At 56.8% G+C, this 15,856-nt stretch carries 15 protein-coding genes and 1 tRNA gene; 12 read left to right on the top strand and 4 right to left on the bottom strand.

The genetic code is table 11. The features are described 5' to 3' along the window. Nucleotides 1-44: 44 nt before the first annotated feature. Nucleotides 45-1,253 carry an NADP-dependent isocitrate dehydrogenase gene (locus ACJ5NV_RS11890; protein WP_411643959.1) on the bottom strand — a complete coding sequence of 403 codons (1,209 nt, stop codon included), beginning with the start codon at nucleotides 1,251-1,253 and terminating at the stop codon, nucleotides 45-47. Nucleotides 1,254-1,481: 228 nt separating this feature from the next. Between ACJ5NV_RS11890 and ACJ5NV_RS11885 the strand changes: the two genes are divergently transcribed. From ACJ5NV_RS11885 to ACJ5NV_RS11855, 7 genes are all read left to right on the top strand, one after another. Next, entirely contained in the window at nucleotides 1,482-2,507 is a 1,026-nt protein-coding gene (locus ACJ5NV_RS11885) for a LacI family DNA-binding transcriptional regulator (RefSeq protein WP_411643957.1), read from the top strand. An 89-nt stretch (nucleotides 2,508-2,596) separates the two neighbouring features. Further along, on the top strand, nucleotides 2,597-3,910 hold the full coding sequence (locus ACJ5NV_RS11880) for an ABC transporter substrate-binding protein (RefSeq protein ID WP_411643956.1): 1,314 nt from the start codon (nucleotides 2,597-2,599) through the stop codon (nucleotides 3,908-3,910). A gap of 107 nt (nucleotides 3,911-4,017) precedes the next feature. After that, a complete protein-coding gene (locus ACJ5NV_RS11875; protein ID WP_411643955.1) occupies nucleotides 4,018-4,884 on the top strand; it encodes a carbohydrate ABC transporter permease in 867 nt (288 codons plus the stop codon). Nucleotides 4,885-4,979: 95 nt separating this feature from the next. After that, nucleotides 4,980-5,810, top strand: a complete 831-nt coding sequence (locus ACJ5NV_RS11870) for a carbohydrate ABC transporter permease (RefSeq protein ID WP_411643953.1) — start codon at nucleotides 4,980-4,982, stop codon at nucleotides 5,808-5,810. Between the two features lie 12 nt (nucleotides 5,811-5,822). Beyond that, nucleotides 5,823-6,827, top strand: a complete 1,005-nt coding sequence (locus ACJ5NV_RS11865; protein WP_411643951.1) for an ABC transporter ATP-binding protein — start codon at nucleotides 5,823-5,825, stop codon at nucleotides 6,825-6,827. Then, nucleotides 6,824-7,609, top strand: a complete 786-nt coding sequence (locus ACJ5NV_RS11860; RefSeq protein WP_411643950.1) for an L-iditol 2-dehydrogenase — start codon at nucleotides 6,824-6,826, stop codon at nucleotides 7,607-7,609. The genes ACJ5NV_RS11865 and ACJ5NV_RS11860 overlap by 4 nt, the downstream gene beginning before the upstream one ends. 27 nt (nucleotides 7,610-7,636) lie before the next feature. After that, nucleotides 7,637-9,118, top strand: coding sequence for a mannitol dehydrogenase family protein (locus ACJ5NV_RS11855; protein ID WP_411643949.1), 1,482 nt, complete (start codon nucleotides 7,637-7,639; stop codon nucleotides 9,116-9,118). A 193-nt stretch (nucleotides 9,119-9,311) separates the two neighbouring features. Here ACJ5NV_RS11855 and ACJ5NV_RS11850 read toward each other — a convergent pair whose 3' ends face one another. Both ACJ5NV_RS11850 and ACJ5NV_RS11845 read right to left on the bottom strand, forming a co-directional pair. After that, nucleotides 9,312-10,106 (bottom strand): GNAT family N-acetyltransferase, encoded by a 795-nt coding sequence (locus ACJ5NV_RS11850; RefSeq protein WP_411643948.1) that lies wholly within the window; start codon nucleotides 10,104-10,106, stop codon nucleotides 9,312-9,314. Next, nucleotides 10,103-10,795: a GntR family transcriptional regulator gene (locus tag ACJ5NV_RS11845; RefSeq protein WP_411643946.1), complete on the bottom strand. Its 693-nt coding sequence runs from the start codon at nucleotides 10,793-10,795 to the stop codon at nucleotides 10,103-10,105. The genes ACJ5NV_RS11850 and ACJ5NV_RS11845 overlap by 4 nt, the downstream gene beginning before the upstream one ends. 240 nt (nucleotides 10,796-11,035) lie before the next feature. On the opposite strand from ACJ5NV_RS11845, the gene ACJ5NV_RS11840 reads away from it, so the two are divergent. The 5 genes from ACJ5NV_RS11840 (at nucleotide 11,036) to ACJ5NV_RS11820 (ending at nucleotide 15,692) form a co-directional block, all read left to right on the top strand. Then, entirely contained in the window at nucleotides 11,036-12,013 is a 978-nt protein-coding gene (locus ACJ5NV_RS11840) for an ABC transporter ATP-binding protein (RefSeq protein ID WP_411643944.1), read from the top strand. 24 nt (nucleotides 12,014-12,037) lie between these two features. After that, on the top strand, nucleotides 12,038-13,297 hold the full coding sequence (locus ACJ5NV_RS11835) for an ABC transporter substrate-binding protein (protein ID WP_411643943.1): 1,260 nt from the start codon (nucleotides 12,038-12,040) through the stop codon (nucleotides 13,295-13,297). 84 nt (nucleotides 13,298-13,381) lie between these two features. Next, complete coding sequence (locus ACJ5NV_RS11830) at nucleotides 13,382-14,209, top strand: ABC transporter permease (RefSeq protein ID WP_411644110.1); 828 nt, start codon at nucleotides 13,382-13,384, stop codon at nucleotides 14,207-14,209. Between the two features lie 2 nt (nucleotides 14,210-14,211). Next, complete coding sequence (locus tag ACJ5NV_RS11825) at nucleotides 14,212-15,051, top strand: ABC transporter permease (protein WP_411643941.1); 840 nt, start codon at nucleotides 14,212-14,214, stop codon at nucleotides 15,049-15,051. Further along, nucleotides 15,048-15,692, top strand: a complete 645-nt coding sequence (locus ACJ5NV_RS11820) for an aspartate/glutamate racemase family protein (RefSeq protein WP_411643939.1) — start codon at nucleotides 15,048-15,050, stop codon at nucleotides 15,690-15,692. The genes ACJ5NV_RS11825 and ACJ5NV_RS11820 overlap by 4 nt, the downstream gene beginning before the upstream one ends. Nucleotides 15,693-15,725: 33 nt before the next feature. Here the strand turns inward: ACJ5NV_RS11820 and ACJ5NV_RS11815 are convergent. Further along, nucleotides 15,726-15,802, bottom strand: a tRNA-Ile gene (locus ACJ5NV_RS11815). Nucleotides 15,803-15,856: the final 54 nt, after the last annotated feature.

Genomic DNA, 15,856 nt, shown 5'->3' with positions numbered 1-15,856 from the left:
TCTGCGGATATTTCTACCCCCGGCAAGATTGCCAGCCCTTTTGCTTACATTGCTTTGTTCAGGTTCTCGTCGATCTTTTCGAGGAAACCTTCAGTGGTCAGCCATTTCTGATCGGGGCCGACCAGCAGGGCCAGATCTTTGGTCATGAAGCCACTTTCGACCGTATCAACGATGACCTTTTCCAACGTTTCGGCAAAGCTTTTCAGTTGCGCGTTTTCGTCAAGTTTCGCGCGGTGCTTCAGCCCGCCGGTCCAGGCAAAGATCGACGCGATGGAGTTGGTCGAGGTCGCCTGACCTGCCTGATGCTGGCGGTAGTGGCGGGTGACGGTGCCGTGTGCGGCTTCGGACTCGACGATTTTCCCATCGGGCGTCATCAGCTGCGATGTCATCAGGCCAAGCGATCCAAAGCCCTGTGCCACGGTGTCAGACTGCACGTCGCCGTCATAGTTCTTACAAGCCCAGACATAACCGCCAGACCATTTCATTGCGGATGCGACCATGTCGTCGATCAGCCGGTGCTCATACGTCAGGCCGGCTTCTTTGAACTGATCTGCGAATTCCGCGTCAAAGATGCGTTGGAAGATCAGCATGAACTGGCCATCATATTGCTTCATGATGGTGTTCTTGGTGGACAGGTAGACCGGGTAGTTCCGCTTGAGCCCGTAATTGAACGAGGCACGTGCGAAATCTTCGATGGATTTGTCGAGGTTATACATCGACATGAACACGCCAGAGGAGGGCGCGTCGAAGACTTCATGCTCTTCCACGGTGCCGTCTTCGCCCACGAATTTCATCGACAGTTTGCCGGGCCCGGGGAACTTCATGTCTGTGGCGCGGTACTGGTCACCAAAGGCGTGGCGTCCAATGATAATCGGCTGGGTCCAGCCGGGCACCAGACGGGGCACGTTGGAACAGATGATCGGTTCGCGGAACACAACACCGCCCAGAATGTTGCGGATCGTGCCGTTGGGGCTGCGCCACATCTTTTTCAGGCCGAATTCTTCAACACGTGCCTCATCAGGGGTGATGGTCGCACATTTAACCGCAACGCCGACTTCTTTGGTCTTTTCGGCAGCGTCGATGGTGATCTGGTCTTCGGTCCGGTCACGCTCTTCAATGCCGAGGTCATAGTAAAGCAGATCGACATCCAGATAGGGCAGGATCAGCTTTTGCTTGATAAAGTCCCAGATGATCCGGGTCATCTCGTCCCCGTCCATCTCGACAATTGGGTTGGCTACCTTGATCTTGGACATCTTGTCCCTCCGCATTGCTAGGATTCTGCCGACCCCATAACGCAAATCATGCGGGACGGGAAGGCCGTATGCCATTGTATACTTTGATGACGCGCCCGTAGCCGTCAGGGGCGTATGCGATGACGCTGCCTCTATACAACGATTTGTGACGGTACTGCGCTTTGCGCGCGATAAGTTTGTAAAGTTCTACGCATGTGGTAAACTATACAAAAATTAAGGAGCAGGGTGATGGCCGGCGAAAAGATCAGGAATATGGAAGAGTTCGCCGCTGTCAGTGGGATATCGCGTCCGACGCTGTCCAAGTATTTCAACGATCCTGACAGCGTGCGCGCAACCACCCGCGCCCGGATCGAGCAGGCGCTGGACCGCTATGACTATCGTCCGAATGTCTTTGCGGTGAATCAGAATCGCAAGGCGACCAAGAACATCGGGATCCTTGTGCCGTTTCTGGCAGACCCGTTCTTTGCTGAGGTGGCGCGGAACCTCGAACATCGCTGCATCGCCGCCGGTTATCAGCCGGTTCTGTATTCCGCGCACGGGCAACCGCATCTGGAAGCCGAGATTTTAGATGAATTGCGGGCGCTGAAACCGGCAGGGGTATTGCTGGCACCGCTGGGCCGTCTGTCTGACCGCAAAGCAATCGAGAGATTCTGCGCCGATGTGCCAACAGTGCTGTTCGATTCGGCGATGGATGGGGTTGGGCGCGCCTTTGTCGGTTCCAACAGCCAGAATTTCGCCGATCAGATGGTCGATTACCTGTGTCGCACGGGCGAACCGCCTTGTCTGCTTGAGATGAAGAACCCCGCCAACCCCAATGCCAACAAACGGCGCATGGCCTATCTCACCGCGATGGAGCGGCTGGGCCAAGACCCGCAGGTCGTCAAAATCGACGGCGAAGGCTGGTCCATTGAGGAAATCGGCAAGCGGGGCGGGGGCGCGGCACTGGCCGATGGTTTTTTCAAGACCAATACGATTCTGTGCAGCAATGACCGACTGGCGATTGGGCTGCTGGCGGCCAGCTATGAACAGGGTGTGCGGGTTGGTTTAAAGCCCGATTGTGATATTCGCATCGCAGGGCAAGACGACCACCCTTTTTCGCGCTATACTTGTCCTGCACTGACAACAATCGCGCAGGATTACGACGCGGTCGCGGCCCGCGCAGTGGAAACGCTGGTCGCCGCGATCAACGGTGAGCCAATAAAAACTGCCCGAACGTTGTTCGACGGGCGGCTGGTCATGCGCCAATCCGCATAAAATTACCGCGCGTAAAGTTTTTTGTTGACGCCCGCCATTCACACCCCTAGGGTGATCGCACAACATCCAAAACTTTAGGGAGGAACAGGATGTCTATGAGAACCGCGTTATGCGCGGCGAATGTGATCGCCATATCGGCAAGTATCGCCGCCCACGCAGATAGCCACAGCCAAACAATCACGATTGCGACCGTCAACAACGGCGACATGATCCGGATGCAGGGCTATACGGATCAATTCACCGAAGAGACCGGCATCAATGTCGAGTGGGTAACACTGGAAGAAAACGTGCTGCGCCAACGTGTGACCACGGACATCACCACCAATGGTGGGCAGTTCGACATCATGACTATCGGCATGTATGAAACCCCGATCTGGGGCGCGAACGGCTGGCTCGTGCCATTGGATGATCTGTCAGATGAATATGACGCAGACGATATCCTGCCTGCGATGGCCAACGGGCTGAGCCACGATGGCACCCTTTATGCGGCACCGTTCTACGGCGAAAGCTCGATGATCATGTATCGCACCGACCTGATGGATGCAGCCGGGCTGGAAATGCCTGACAGCCCAACATGGGAATTCATCCGCGAAGCCGCTGCGGCGATGACGGATCGCGACAATGAAATCAACGGTATCTGCCTGCGCGGCAAAGCTGGTTGGGGTGAGGGTGGTGCCCTGATCACAGCGATCAGCAACTCTTTTGGTGCGCGCTGGTTTGACGAAAACTGGACCCCGCAATTCGATTCAGACGCATGGGCCAACACCGTCAATTTCTTCAAAGACCTGATGGATGAATCCGGTCCTCCGGGATATGCGACGAACGGTTTCAACGAAAACCTTTCGTTGTTCCAGCAGGGCAAATGCGGCATGTGGATCGACGCCACCGTTGCGGCATCTTTCGTGACCAACGCCGAAGATTCCACCGTGGCTGACAGCGTCGGCTTTGCGCTGGCCCCGAACACCGGGCTGGGTAAGAATGCGAACTGGCTCTGGGCTTGGGCGCTGGCAATCCCTGCCGGTACGCAGCAAGAAGACGCGGCGAAAGAGTTCATCGAATGGGCCACCTCGAAAGACTATATTGAGCTGGTTGCCGAAAATGAAGGCTGGGCCAATGTGCCTCCGGGTGCACGGACATCGCTGTACGAGAACCCCGATTATCTGGCTGTGCCCTTTGCGCAAAAGACCCTGGACTCGATCCTGTCGGCAGATCCGAACAACCCCACGGTTGACCCGGTGCCATATGTTGGTGTCCAATTTGCTGCGATCCCCGAATTTGCTGGTATTGCCTCGCAGGTAAGTCAGGAATTCTCGGCCGCTTATGCAGGGCAGCAGACCGTCGAAGAAGCGCTTGAAAAAGCGCAGGCGATCACCGCCGAAGAAATGGAAGCCGCAGGCTACTAGGCCTCTTCCAACACTCCAGAGGGGCGATAAATGGCGCCCCTCTGACCCCTTGTCGTTTCCGTGACCTTCCGCCGTATTCCGCGTCCGCCCGAATGAGGTATTCTCCGATGGCCACCAAAGCATCCCGATCAGCTGCACGCGTCATGATGGCACCCGCCGTGGTCCTGCTTCTTGCCTGGATGCTGGTGCCGCTTATGATGACACTCTGGTTTTCCTTCCGAAGCTATCTGCCGCTGCGTGGCGGCGATCAGGGCTTTGTCGGATTTGAAAACTTCGGCCGCTTCCTAAGCTCCAGCGCCTTCTGGCCTTCGGTTCAGACAACACTGATCCTTGTTGGCGGCGTCCTGATTATCACGGTCGTGCTCGGCGTTTTTCTCGCCATGTTGCTCGACCAGCCGATGTGGGGGCAGGGGGTCGTCCGCATTCTTGTCATCGCTCCGTTCTTTGTCATGCCAACCGTTTCAGCCCTTGTCTGGAAAAACATGTTCATGGATCCGGTGAACGGGTTGTTCGCCCATCTTTGGAAATTTTTCGGCGCACAGCCGGTCGAATGGCTGAGCAGCGTGCCGCTGACCTCTATCGTGATGATCGTCTCTTGGCAGTGGCTGCCCTTTGCGACACTGATCCTGCTGACCGCGATTCAGTCGCTGGACAGCGAACAGCTGGAAGCGGCTGAAATGGACGGTGCACCCGTAACATCGCGCTTTTGGTATATCGTGCTGCCGCATCTGGGCAGGGCGATCACCATTGTTGTCCTGATCCAGACGATTTTCCTTCTCTCGATCTTTGCAGAGATTTTCGTGACCACCGGTGGTGCCTTCGGGACCCGGACGCTGACCTACCTGATTTATCAGCGTGTGCTGGAAAGCCAGAACATCGGTCTGGGATCGGCGGGCGGCGTCTATGCCATCATCCTTGCGAATATCGTCGCGATCTTCCTGATGCGGATCGTGGGGAAAAATCTCGATGCTTGATTACATTGCCCCGCGTGTCCCGGACCTGATCCGGGACCTTCACCCCAGCCCTGATTTCGAGGTCCCGGCCCAAAGCCCGGACGGGAGATACTGACATGGCACGATCTGTCACAAACCAGCGCAAAGCAATCAACACCCTTCTGGCCTGGGCCGTGGGACTGCTGATCTTCTTCCCGATCCTCTGGACCATCCTCACCAGCTTCAAGACAGAGGCGCAGGCGATCAGCGATCCGCCGGTCTTCATGTTCTTCGACTGGACATTGGACAACTACGGCGTCGTGTTGGAACGGTCGAACTACGGGCGGTTCTTATGGAATTCGATCATCATCGCGGGGGGATCTACCCTGCTGGGCGTGATCATCGCAGTGCCCGCCGCCTGGTCGATGGCCTTTGTGCCCTCGCGCCGGACCAAGGATATTCTGCTCTGGATGCTCTCGACCAAGATGCTGCCTGCTGTGGGCGTGCTCTATCCGATTTACCTGCTGTTTATCCGGGCAGGGATGCTGGATAGTCTGATCGGTCTGGTGATCGTGATCATGCTGATCAACCTGCCGATCATCGTCTGGATGTTGTACACTTACTTCCGCGAAATCCCCGGCGAAATTCTGGAAGCCGCCCGCATGGACGGGGCCGCATTGAAAGAGGAAATCCTCTATGTGCTGACCCCGATGGCAATACCGGGCATTGCATCGACGGTGCTGCTCAACTTCATCCTCGCCTGGAACGAGGCATTCTGGACGCTGAACCTGACTGCTGCAAACGCCGCACCGCTGACAGCTTTCATTGCCAGTTATTCCAGCCCAGAGGGTCTGTTCTACGCAAAGCTTAGCGCGGCCTCGACCATGGCCATTGCGCCAATCCTCATCCTTGGCTGGTTCAGCCAGAAACAACTCGTCCGCGGTCTGACCTTTGGCGCGGTAAAATAAGGGATACGAACCATGGGACGCATTCAACTCAAGCAAGTCACGAAAAGCTTTGGCGACCTGGAGGTCATCCCACCGCTGGATCTGACGATCGAGGATGGCGAGTTTACGGTCTTTGTCGGCCCGTCGGGCTGCGGGAAATCCACTTTGCTGCGCCTGATCGCGGGGCTCGAGGATACCTCTTCCGGGACCATCGAAATTGATGGGGCCGATGCCACGCAGACCGCCCCTGCCAAACGCGGTCTGGCGATGGTGTTTCAATCCTATGCGCTTTACCCGCATATGTCGGTGCGTAAAAATATCGCCTTTCCGTTGCGGATGGCAAAGCTTGATCAGGCTGAAATCGACCGGCGCGTCGATGGCGCGGCGAAGGTGCTGAACCTGGCCGACTATATCGACCGGCGTCCGGGCCAGCTGTCAGGTGGCCAGCGTCAGCGTGTCGCCATCGGCCGTGCGATTGTGCGCGAGCCTGCCGCCTTTTTGTTTGACGAACCATTGTCGAACCTTGACGCCGCCTTGCGCGTCGGGATGCGTCTGGAAATCTCGGAACTGCACAAGCGCCTTGCCACCACAATGGTCTATGTGACCCACGATCAGGTTGAAGCCATGACCATGGCTGACAAGATTGTCGTGCTGCGCGCCGGGCATATTGAACAGGTGGGTTCACCGCTCGACCTTTACCGCGCGCCGCGCAATCTGTTTGTCGCGGGCTTTATCGGTTCACCCACGATGAACCTGATCGCGGGTGAAGAAGCGGCCAAGCATAACGCACAGACAATTGGCGTGCGTCCTGAACATATCGACGTATCGGCCCAAGACGGTCTTTGGTCCGGTGTCGTCGGCGTGTCAGAGCATCTGGGGTCTGATACGTTCTTTCACATCCACCAAACAGGTCTGGCCGAAACGATCACCGTGCGGGCCGATGGTGAGGTCAGCTTTAACCACGGTGACCGGATTTTCCTGACACCACGCGCCGATGTGATCCACCGTTTTGATGCGCAGGGGCTGCGGATTGCATGACACGTCTTCAGGGACAATCTGCCCTGATCACCGGGGCTGCGCGGGGTATCGGCTTTGCCTTCGCAGAAACCTATGCAAACGAAGGGGCCCGTGTCGCGCTGGCCGATATTGATTTTGCACGGGCAGAAGCCGCGGCGCATGATATCAATCAGGCGGTCCCTGACGCGGCAATCGCCGTGAAAATAGACGTCAGCGATCAGGCCAGCATTGATGCCGCTGTCGCAACAACGGTGGAACACTTCGGCAAGATCGACATCCTGATCAATAACGCGGCGATCTTTACCGCCGCCCCGATTGCTGAGATTGACCGCGCGGACTATCAGCGCGCCTTTGATATCAACGTCGGCGGCACGCTATTCACTATGCAGGCCGTCGCCAAACACATGATTGACCGGGATGCAGGCGGCAAGATCATCAATATGGCCAGTCAGGCCGGCCGCCGGGGTGAACCGCTTGTCGCTGTCTATTGCGCCACAAAGGCTGCCGTCATCAGCCTGACCCAATCCGCCGCGCTGAACCTGATCCCCCACGGGATTAACGTGAACGCCATCGCCCCCGGCGTCGTCGATGGGGAACATTGGGAGGGCGTTGATGCGTTTTTTGCGAAATATGAAGACAAACCAATCGGTCAAAAACGCCGTGAAGTCGCAGATGCGGTCCCATTCGGACGGATGGGAACAGCCGAAGATCTGACCGGAATGGCCGTGTTTCTTGCGACAGACGAAGCCCGCTACATCGTCGCCCAGACATTTCATGTCGACGGCGGCAATTGGATGAACTGAACCAAAATACAGACCGCTGAGGCTATTATGATTGATCTGTGTAACGCACATCTGTCTGACTTACCCGCGCAAATCACGCGCCCCGCCTATGACCGGACGGCGCTGACGCCCGGCATCGTGCATATCGGGTTGGGCAATTTCCACCGGGCGCATCAGGCGTGGTATCTGCATCGGCTGATGCAGGATGGTCAGGCGCAGGACTGGGCGATCATCGGGGCTGGTGTACGTGCAGGTGATGCCATCATGCGCGACAAGCTGGCTGCACAGGACTACCTGACCACATTGATCGAACTGGACCCTGCGGGCATCTCGGCAGAGGTGTCAGGCGCAATGATTGATTTTCTGCCTGTGGCCGATGACAACGCACCGTTGATTGCCTGTATGTCAGACCCCGCGATCCGGATCGTATCGCTGACAGTGACAGAGGGCGGCTATTATAACGACCCCGCCACGGGGGAGCTCGACCTGTCGCATGATGACATCCAGCATGACATCGCGCAGCCTGCCACACCGCGCACGGCCTTTGGCGCGATCATCGCCGCACTCAAGGCGCGCCGCGATGCGGGGCAGGGGCCGTTTACCGTGCAAAGCTGTGACAACCTGCAGGGCAATGGCGATGTGACCCATAAGGTCGTTGTCACATTGGCCCAACAGAACGACCCGGAACTGGCGGATTGGATCGAAACCAATGTGACCTTCCCCAATGCGATGGTTGATTGCATCGTGCCCGCGACTGGCCCCAAGGAAATTGCCTTGGCGCAAGGCATGGGCATCGCTGACGCAGCACCCGTTACACATGAGAATTTTCGCCAATGGGTGATCGAAGACAAGTTCTGCGCCGGTCGCCCCGCATGGGAACAAGCGGGCGCGACGCTGACCGATGACGTGCACAGTTACGAGTCGATGAAAATCCGCATGCTGAACGCGGGTCACCAGATCCTTGCCAACGCAGGGGAGCTGTTGTCGATTGAAACGATTGCCGGCTGTATGGCGGACCCGGATATCCTTGCGCTGTTCGAAAAGGTGGAACGGACAGAGATCGCACCGCAGGTCGATGCCGTTCCGGGCATGGGCCCACTGGAATATGTGGCGCTGATCGGCACCCGTTTCGCCAACCCAGAAATCCACGACACGACGCGCCGGGTGGCCTTTGACGGCTCATCCCGCCACGCGGGCTTTATCCTGCCGATCTTGCGTGACGCGCTGGCCGCTGGAACGCCAGTCCAGGGGTTGGCACTGGTCGAGGCGCTCTGGGCGCGAATGTGTGAGGGTACCCGTGAAGATGGCACGGCCATCGCCCCGAACGATCCGGCATGGGACGCGCTGACACAAACCGCCAAAGCGGCGTGCGACACGCCCGCGCTGTGGCTACAGCAGGCGCATATCTATGGCGACCTTGCGGAGAATGCGGCGTTTGCGGATGCCTTCTGCGCTGCGTTGGCCGGGATCTGGGCGCAGGGCAGCCGCGCTGTGATCCGCGCTTATGTGGATGATGCCTATAGCGTTTGACGAAATACCTGAGACATGACGTATCTGCTAAGGCGTTTCGGTTTTACCCTGAGACATCACAGATCACCAATTGCGTTTGAGCCGCAGGCGAAAGGCAGCGATTGGTGATTCAGGTATAAATCGAAATGCTCTAACGCGTTGAAATCTATGATTTCAGGCAGCGTTAGCAGATACAGGTTTTTCGCATAACGCTTTAACCCAGTTCCATCGTCGCGATGGCGTGAAAGGCCGGGGGTTTCGCATCTGGCGGCGCGCCCTTGTACATGCGTGCGGTTTCAAAGACTGGCGCAAACCCCATCTGGGTGACCAATGCGGTGAGCGCGGTGCACTCTTGCGGAACATCAATATAGACAGGACCATCCCAAGGGCAGGCCGCAAGCAGCGCGCGGGCCTTTGCGTCTGTGTTGGCATAGAGCGGGCCGATCTTGGTGCCGTCTTGGCATTTGCGGAAAGTGGCATAGCCATCGCCGTGCGCAACCGTCTTGCGGTGTGCGGTGTCCGCAAACCAGTCCGACGTAAATCCGACGCGTTTCAGACCCGTCGCCACCTTGTCTACCGCCAACAGTTTTGTCGTCGATGGTGCCACATCAATGGCTTGGCCAGCGCTTAGATTTCCTTCATATCGGATTGTCCGGGATGCGTAGATAAACCCCGATTTCGCATAATTCGCCTGCTGATCCGGCACGCCATCCAGCCCGACAGTGCGCGACCCCGCATGCGCCATGCCCGCTTGCCAGATGTCCCAGCCGTGGCCCTGACCCCGGTGGTCTGGGTGGCAAATGTATAACCCAAGAAACGCGAAATGATCCGTATGATTAACCACCGAGATTGCTGCGACTGGTACGCCTTTAATCTCTTTGATGAAAAACCCTTGCGGATCGGCGGCCATGAATGCCGCAGCATCATCAAGGCCGGGATTCCAACCTTCGGAAGCGGCCCAGTGAAGCACAAGCTGTAAATCGGCAAGCGTCATATTGCGAATAGTCATGGTTGCAGGGCCTCTTTCAAGGATTGCGCGGGGGCTGATCTGTCCCGCAAATCAAGGGCAGAGTGCAGATCAACCAGATGGCTGCGCATCAAATCGGCGGCGCGTTCGCTATGGCCATCGGCAATGGCATGCAGCAATGCATGATGCGCGTGCTTTTCACAAAGCGCGCTTTCGCGCCGCCAATAAAGCGCGATAATCAGCGACGACCGGGCGACCAGCGTTTCAACAAAGCCTGCAATCGTGGCCTGATTAGCAATACGAGCAATTTCGATGTGAAAAACGCCCGATAAATGCAACGCACGACCGGGATCAGCGGCGGCAAGGGCGGCATGCTCATCGTTGATGTGGCGTTCAAGCAGCGCAATATCAGCCTCCGTCGCATGTATCGCGGCAGAGGCGGCGGTGCGTGGTTCCAGCAATTCGCGCGCTTCGAACACTTCGCGCGCTTCGGACAATGTCGGCTTTGCAACAAAGGCCCCGCGATTGCGCTGGATATCAATCAACCGGATATGAGACAGCGCCTGCAGTGCGGCCCGGACAACGGTGCGCGAGATGCCGTAAATCTCGGCCAGTTCATCCTCGCCCAGTTTGGTACCGGGGGCCAGGCGGTGTTCATGGATCGCCAGAGAAATCGCATCGGCCACAGTTTCGGCGCTGGCTTTGGGGGGCGTGTCTGTCTGTGCGTCCATCTCATTTCCTTAGGATTCCTGTTTGCCAAGACTGCAGGTCAGGCTCAAGGCACCTTGGTATGTATGCGGTCGAATGATTAATTGTATACAATATTGCGTGCAAAAAATGTGCGATCCGCTTTTTGCGTGCTTTTTGATTAAGCAAACCGTGGCATTTCCATCATCCCCTTGGTGACGCCGCTTGGCAGTCGCTGCAGGTTTTACGCAGGGTCAAGGAAAGTCAGCTGTCTTGGACCTGCTATGCAAAAAGAGTTGGAATTGGTCGCGGTCACAAAGCGCTACGGCGCGACGGTCGCGGTGGATGCGATAAGCCATCATTTCAGACCGGGCGGATATGCCTGCCTGCTTGGCCCGTCGGGCTGCGGTAAATCATCAACTCTGCGAATGATCGCGGGGCATGAGTCCGTCAGCGACGGGTCAATCCTGCTGGGCGGGAGCGATATTTCCCATCTGCCGCCCGCCAAACGCGGCACGGCGATGATGTTCCAAAACTACGCCTTGTTCCCGCATCTGAGCGTCGCGGAAAACGTCGGTTTTAGCCTGAAGATGAAAGGGGTGGAGGTCGCCGAACGCCGCACTAAGGCTGGAGAGATGTTGGAATTGGTCGATCTGTCTGCGTTGGCTGATCGAATGCCAGACCAGCTTTCGGGCGGGCAACAGCAACGGGTAGCGCTGGCCCGCGCGCTGATCACCCGCCCGCAGGTTTTGCTGTTGGATGAGCCGCTATCGGCCTTGGACCCGTTCCTGCGCATCCGAATGCGTGGCGAGCTGCGCAAACTGCAGCGCGAACTTGGCATCAGCTTTCTGCATGTCACCCACGGCCAAGATGAAGCATTAGCCTTGGCAGATGAAATCGTGGTGATGAATAACGCCGTCATCGAACAGGCCGGACCGGCGCGGGATGTGTTCAACGCACCCAAGACCGCCTTTGTGGCGCAGTTTATGGGTGGGCATAACGTGATTGCGCTGCCTGATGGGCCCTTTGCCATTCGTGCGGATGATGTGCGCTTGACGGCCAGCGATGCGGGCGAGTTGCAGGGCAGGGTCACCGCGATTGAATATCAGGGCATGCATGTCGCCGTCTCGGCGCGCATTGCAGGTGATCAGGATGTGGTCGCTATGGTGCCCGACAATACCTTTTTCGAAAATCCGCAAAACCCGGGCGACGCAATCGGCCTGACCTGGGATCAAAGCAAGCTGCACAGATTGACAGCTTAAGACCATCCAACGGGAGAAAACCAGATGACGAAACTATCCAGACGAAATATGTTGAAAGGCAGTGCTGCCCTTGCTGCCGGAAGTACGCTTGGCGCGCCCATGATCTGGGCGCAGAATATCAAGGACGTGACATTGCGCCAATTTGGTACGGGCGTGTCAAACCTGAATGAGGTGGCGCAAAAGGTCAAAGAGGACCTTGGCTTTACCCTTGAAATGACAGCATTGGACAGCGACAGTGTGACCCAGCGCGCCGCGACGCAGCCTAACAGCTTTGACATTGCTGATATCGAATATTGGATCTGCAAAAAGGTCTGGCCGACCGGCAATTTGCAGGCGATGGATACCAGCAAGATCAAGAATTACGACAAGATCGTTGGCATCTTTCGCAACGGTTTGCTGACACCTGAAAGCACCATCGCCCAAGGCACCGCGCCGCATACCGTTGGCTTTACCTCTGGCCCGGAGGGTACTGATTTCGTTCAGGAAGAATCCGGTTGGATGACGCTGATCCCGACCATCTACAACGCGGATACGCTGGGTATTCGTCCCGATCTGATCGGGCGACCGATTACCAATTGGTCCGAACTGCTGAACCCGGAATTCAAGGGCAAGGCGTCGATCCTTGATATTTCCTCCATCGGGATCATGGATATGGCGATGGTCGTGGAATCGATGGGCGAATACACCTATCCCGACAAGGGCAACATGACCCGCGAAGAAATCGACATGACCATCGGCATCTTCACAGAGGCCAAGCGTAATGGTCAGTTCCGCGCATTCTGGAAGTCGTTTGATGAAAGCGTCAACCTGATGGCATCGGGTGAGGTGGTGATCCAATCCATGTGGTCGCCTGCGATCACGGCGGTCAAATCTCGTGGGATCGACTGCGTCTATCAGCCTCTGGAAGAAGGCTATCGCAGCTGGGGTGGTGGTATCGGCCTGTCATCGGCCCTGACCGGGCTGGAGCGTGATGCAGCCTATGAATACATCAATTGGTATCTTGATGGCTGGGTCGGCGGATTCCTGATGCGGCAGGGGTATTATTCGGCTGTGCCTGAAACCTCCAAAGATCATATGTCTGAAAACGAATGGGGCTATTGGTTCGAAGGCAAGGAGGCCACAGAAACGATCACCTCTCCCTTCGGTGATCCGCTGGCACAGGCTGGTGAGGTCCGCGATGGCGGGTCGTTCTATGACCGCATGGGATCGGTTGCCTGCTGGAACGCCGTTATGGACGAAAACCAGTATATGGTGCGCAAGTGGAACGAATTCATCGCCGCCTGATCCATATTCGGGGTGCCTGCGGGCACCCCTTTCACCTTGATAGATGATTGTTTTCCCGTGAATTCCAAACCTTCCTTTCGCGCTATGATGATGGTGTCGCCACTGGCGCTTGTCCTGCTGTTTTTCCTTGTGCTGCCCATCGGGATGATTGTTGTCGTCAGTTTCTGGCGGGCGACAGAGTTTTCGATCATCCCTGCCTTTTCCTTTGAAAACTACGGGTATCTTTTTACCTCATCCGTGACGCTGCGGGTGTTCATCAACACCTTCAAATACGCGGCGATCACCTGGGGGTTCACTTTGGTGATCGGGTTCACGGTTGCGTATTTTTTGGCTTTTCATATACGCAGTTTACGCTGGCAGATCGCGCTGTTTCTACTTTGTACGATCCCGTTCTGGACATCGAACATTATCCGTATGATCAGCTGGATCCCGTTTTTGGGACGCAACGGGATCGCGAATTCCGCGCTGCTGTCATGGGGCGTGATCGACGCGCCGCTGGAATGGCTGCTGTTTAGCGACTTTGCTGTGATCCTCGCCTTTGTGCATCTTTATACGCTTTTCATGGTCGTTCCAATCTTTAACACCATGATGCGCATCGATAAATCGCTGGTCGAGGCGGCACGCGATGCGGGCGCGACTGGTGCGCAGATCCTGTGGAATGTGATCATCCCACTGACCAAGCCCGGCATTATGATCGGCACGATCTTTGTGGTCACGCTGGTGATGGGCGATTTCATTACGGTGCGGTTCATGTCCGGCAGCCAATCGGCAAATGTGGGGCGGCTTATTTCCAATGATATCGCGCTGCTCGCCTATCCATCGGCGGCTGCGACCGCGGTGGTGCTGCTGTGCACCGTGCTGCTGACCATCGCCGTAATGCTGCGCTTTGTTGATATCCGAAAGGAGCTTTGATCATGGAACCTCGTCCCAGATCATTCTACGGTCTCGCTGTTTTTTTCGGGCTGTTCCTGCTGTTTCTTTACGGTCCGACGCTCACCATCGGTATCTTGTCATTCCAAGGCCCTGGCGGCGGACTGACCTTTCCGATGCAGGGTGTGTCGCTCCATTGGTTTTATGACCTGTTTCAACAACAGGCCGTGGGGGATATCTGGGGCAGTTTTCGGCGCAGCTTTGTGCTTGGGCTGATGGTGATGGTGGTCACCGTGGTCGTGTCGGTGATGGGTGGGCTGGCATTTCGGCGCAGGTTTCCGGGATCAAACATCCTGTTTTATCTGATCATTACATCGCTGGTGATCCCGTCGATCCTTGTTTCATTGGGTGTCGGGCTGATCTTTTCCCAATCCGGCCTGCCAGTGCATTGGGCGACATCAGGTTTTGGGTCGCAGCTGACGTGGACGTTGCCTTTTGGTTTGTTGATTATGTTTGCTGTCTTCAACCGGTTTGACAAAAGCTATGAAGAGGCCGCACGCGATTTGGGGGCGACGCCGTGGCAGACGCTGCGACATGTTGTGATCCCGATCATCGCGCCGTCGCTGATCGGCGTGGCCTTGTTTGGCTTTACCCTGTCCTATGATGAATTCGCCCGCACATTGCTGACGGCGGGCAGCTATAACACGCTGCCGCTGGAAATTTTTGGCATGACGACGAATGTCACCACGCCGGTGCTATATGCACTTGGTACGCTCACCACCTTGTTTTCATTGCTGATTATCGGGGCATTTTTGTTCATCACATGGTGGAGCACCCGGCGAAAGGCCAAGCGCGGGTCGGATGCGGGCAAGGGGCTTTTATGATCATTTTGATCAACCCCAACAGCAGCGCATCGATGACAAAAGCCATGGTGGACACCGCATCTGCGGCCGTGCCGTCGGCCCGGATTGAAGGTTGGACATCACATGATGGCCCGCCCGCCATTCAGGGCGCGTCGGATGGTTTGCTGGCGACGCCGCCATTGCTGAAGCTTGTCGGAAAAGCGTCGGACTTGGGGGCCAAAGCGATCATCATCGGCTGCTTTGATGACACGGCATTAGGTGCAGCGCGCGCCATGGCGCATTGTCCCGTGATTGGCATCGGGCAGGCGGCATACCATCTTGCCGCGATGTGCGGCGCGCGGTTTTCGGTGGTGACGACTTTGGACGTGTCGGTTCCGATACTAGAGACGAATATCAGCGCCTATGGGTTGGCGCAGAATTTGGCCAAGGTCCGGGCCAGCGATGTGCCAGTGCTGGCGTTAGAGGACGGCGACGCCACCGCGCAGGACAGGGTGCTGCGGGAAATTCAGACCGCCGTGAAAGAAGATCACATCGATTCTGTTGTGCTTGGCTGCGGTGGTATGGTCACCCTGCGGGCAGCGGCTGCGGCAACTACGGGAATCAAGGTGATTGATGGCGTGCAGGCTGCAGCTGTCAATGCGGCGCTGCTTGCCCACAGCTGATTGCACGTTAAGGGATTTCAGTAAGGGATAAGGTGGTAGGCCCGGCAGGACTTGAACCCGCAACCAAAGCGTTATGAGCGCTCTGCTCTAACCAATTGAGCTACAGGCCCCCTGCAATAGGCATTACCAGACCGGGCCAAGGCGTCAAGTTGTGGAATGGAAAA

This window comes from Loktanella agnita (assembly GCF_046640325.1).
Lineage (GTDB): Bacteria > Pseudomonadota > Alphaproteobacteria > Rhodobacterales > Rhodobacteraceae > Yoonia > Yoonia agnita.
The sequence above is the reverse complement of the archived record's forward strand: the minus strand, read 5'-3'. Positions and strand labels throughout refer to the sequence as shown.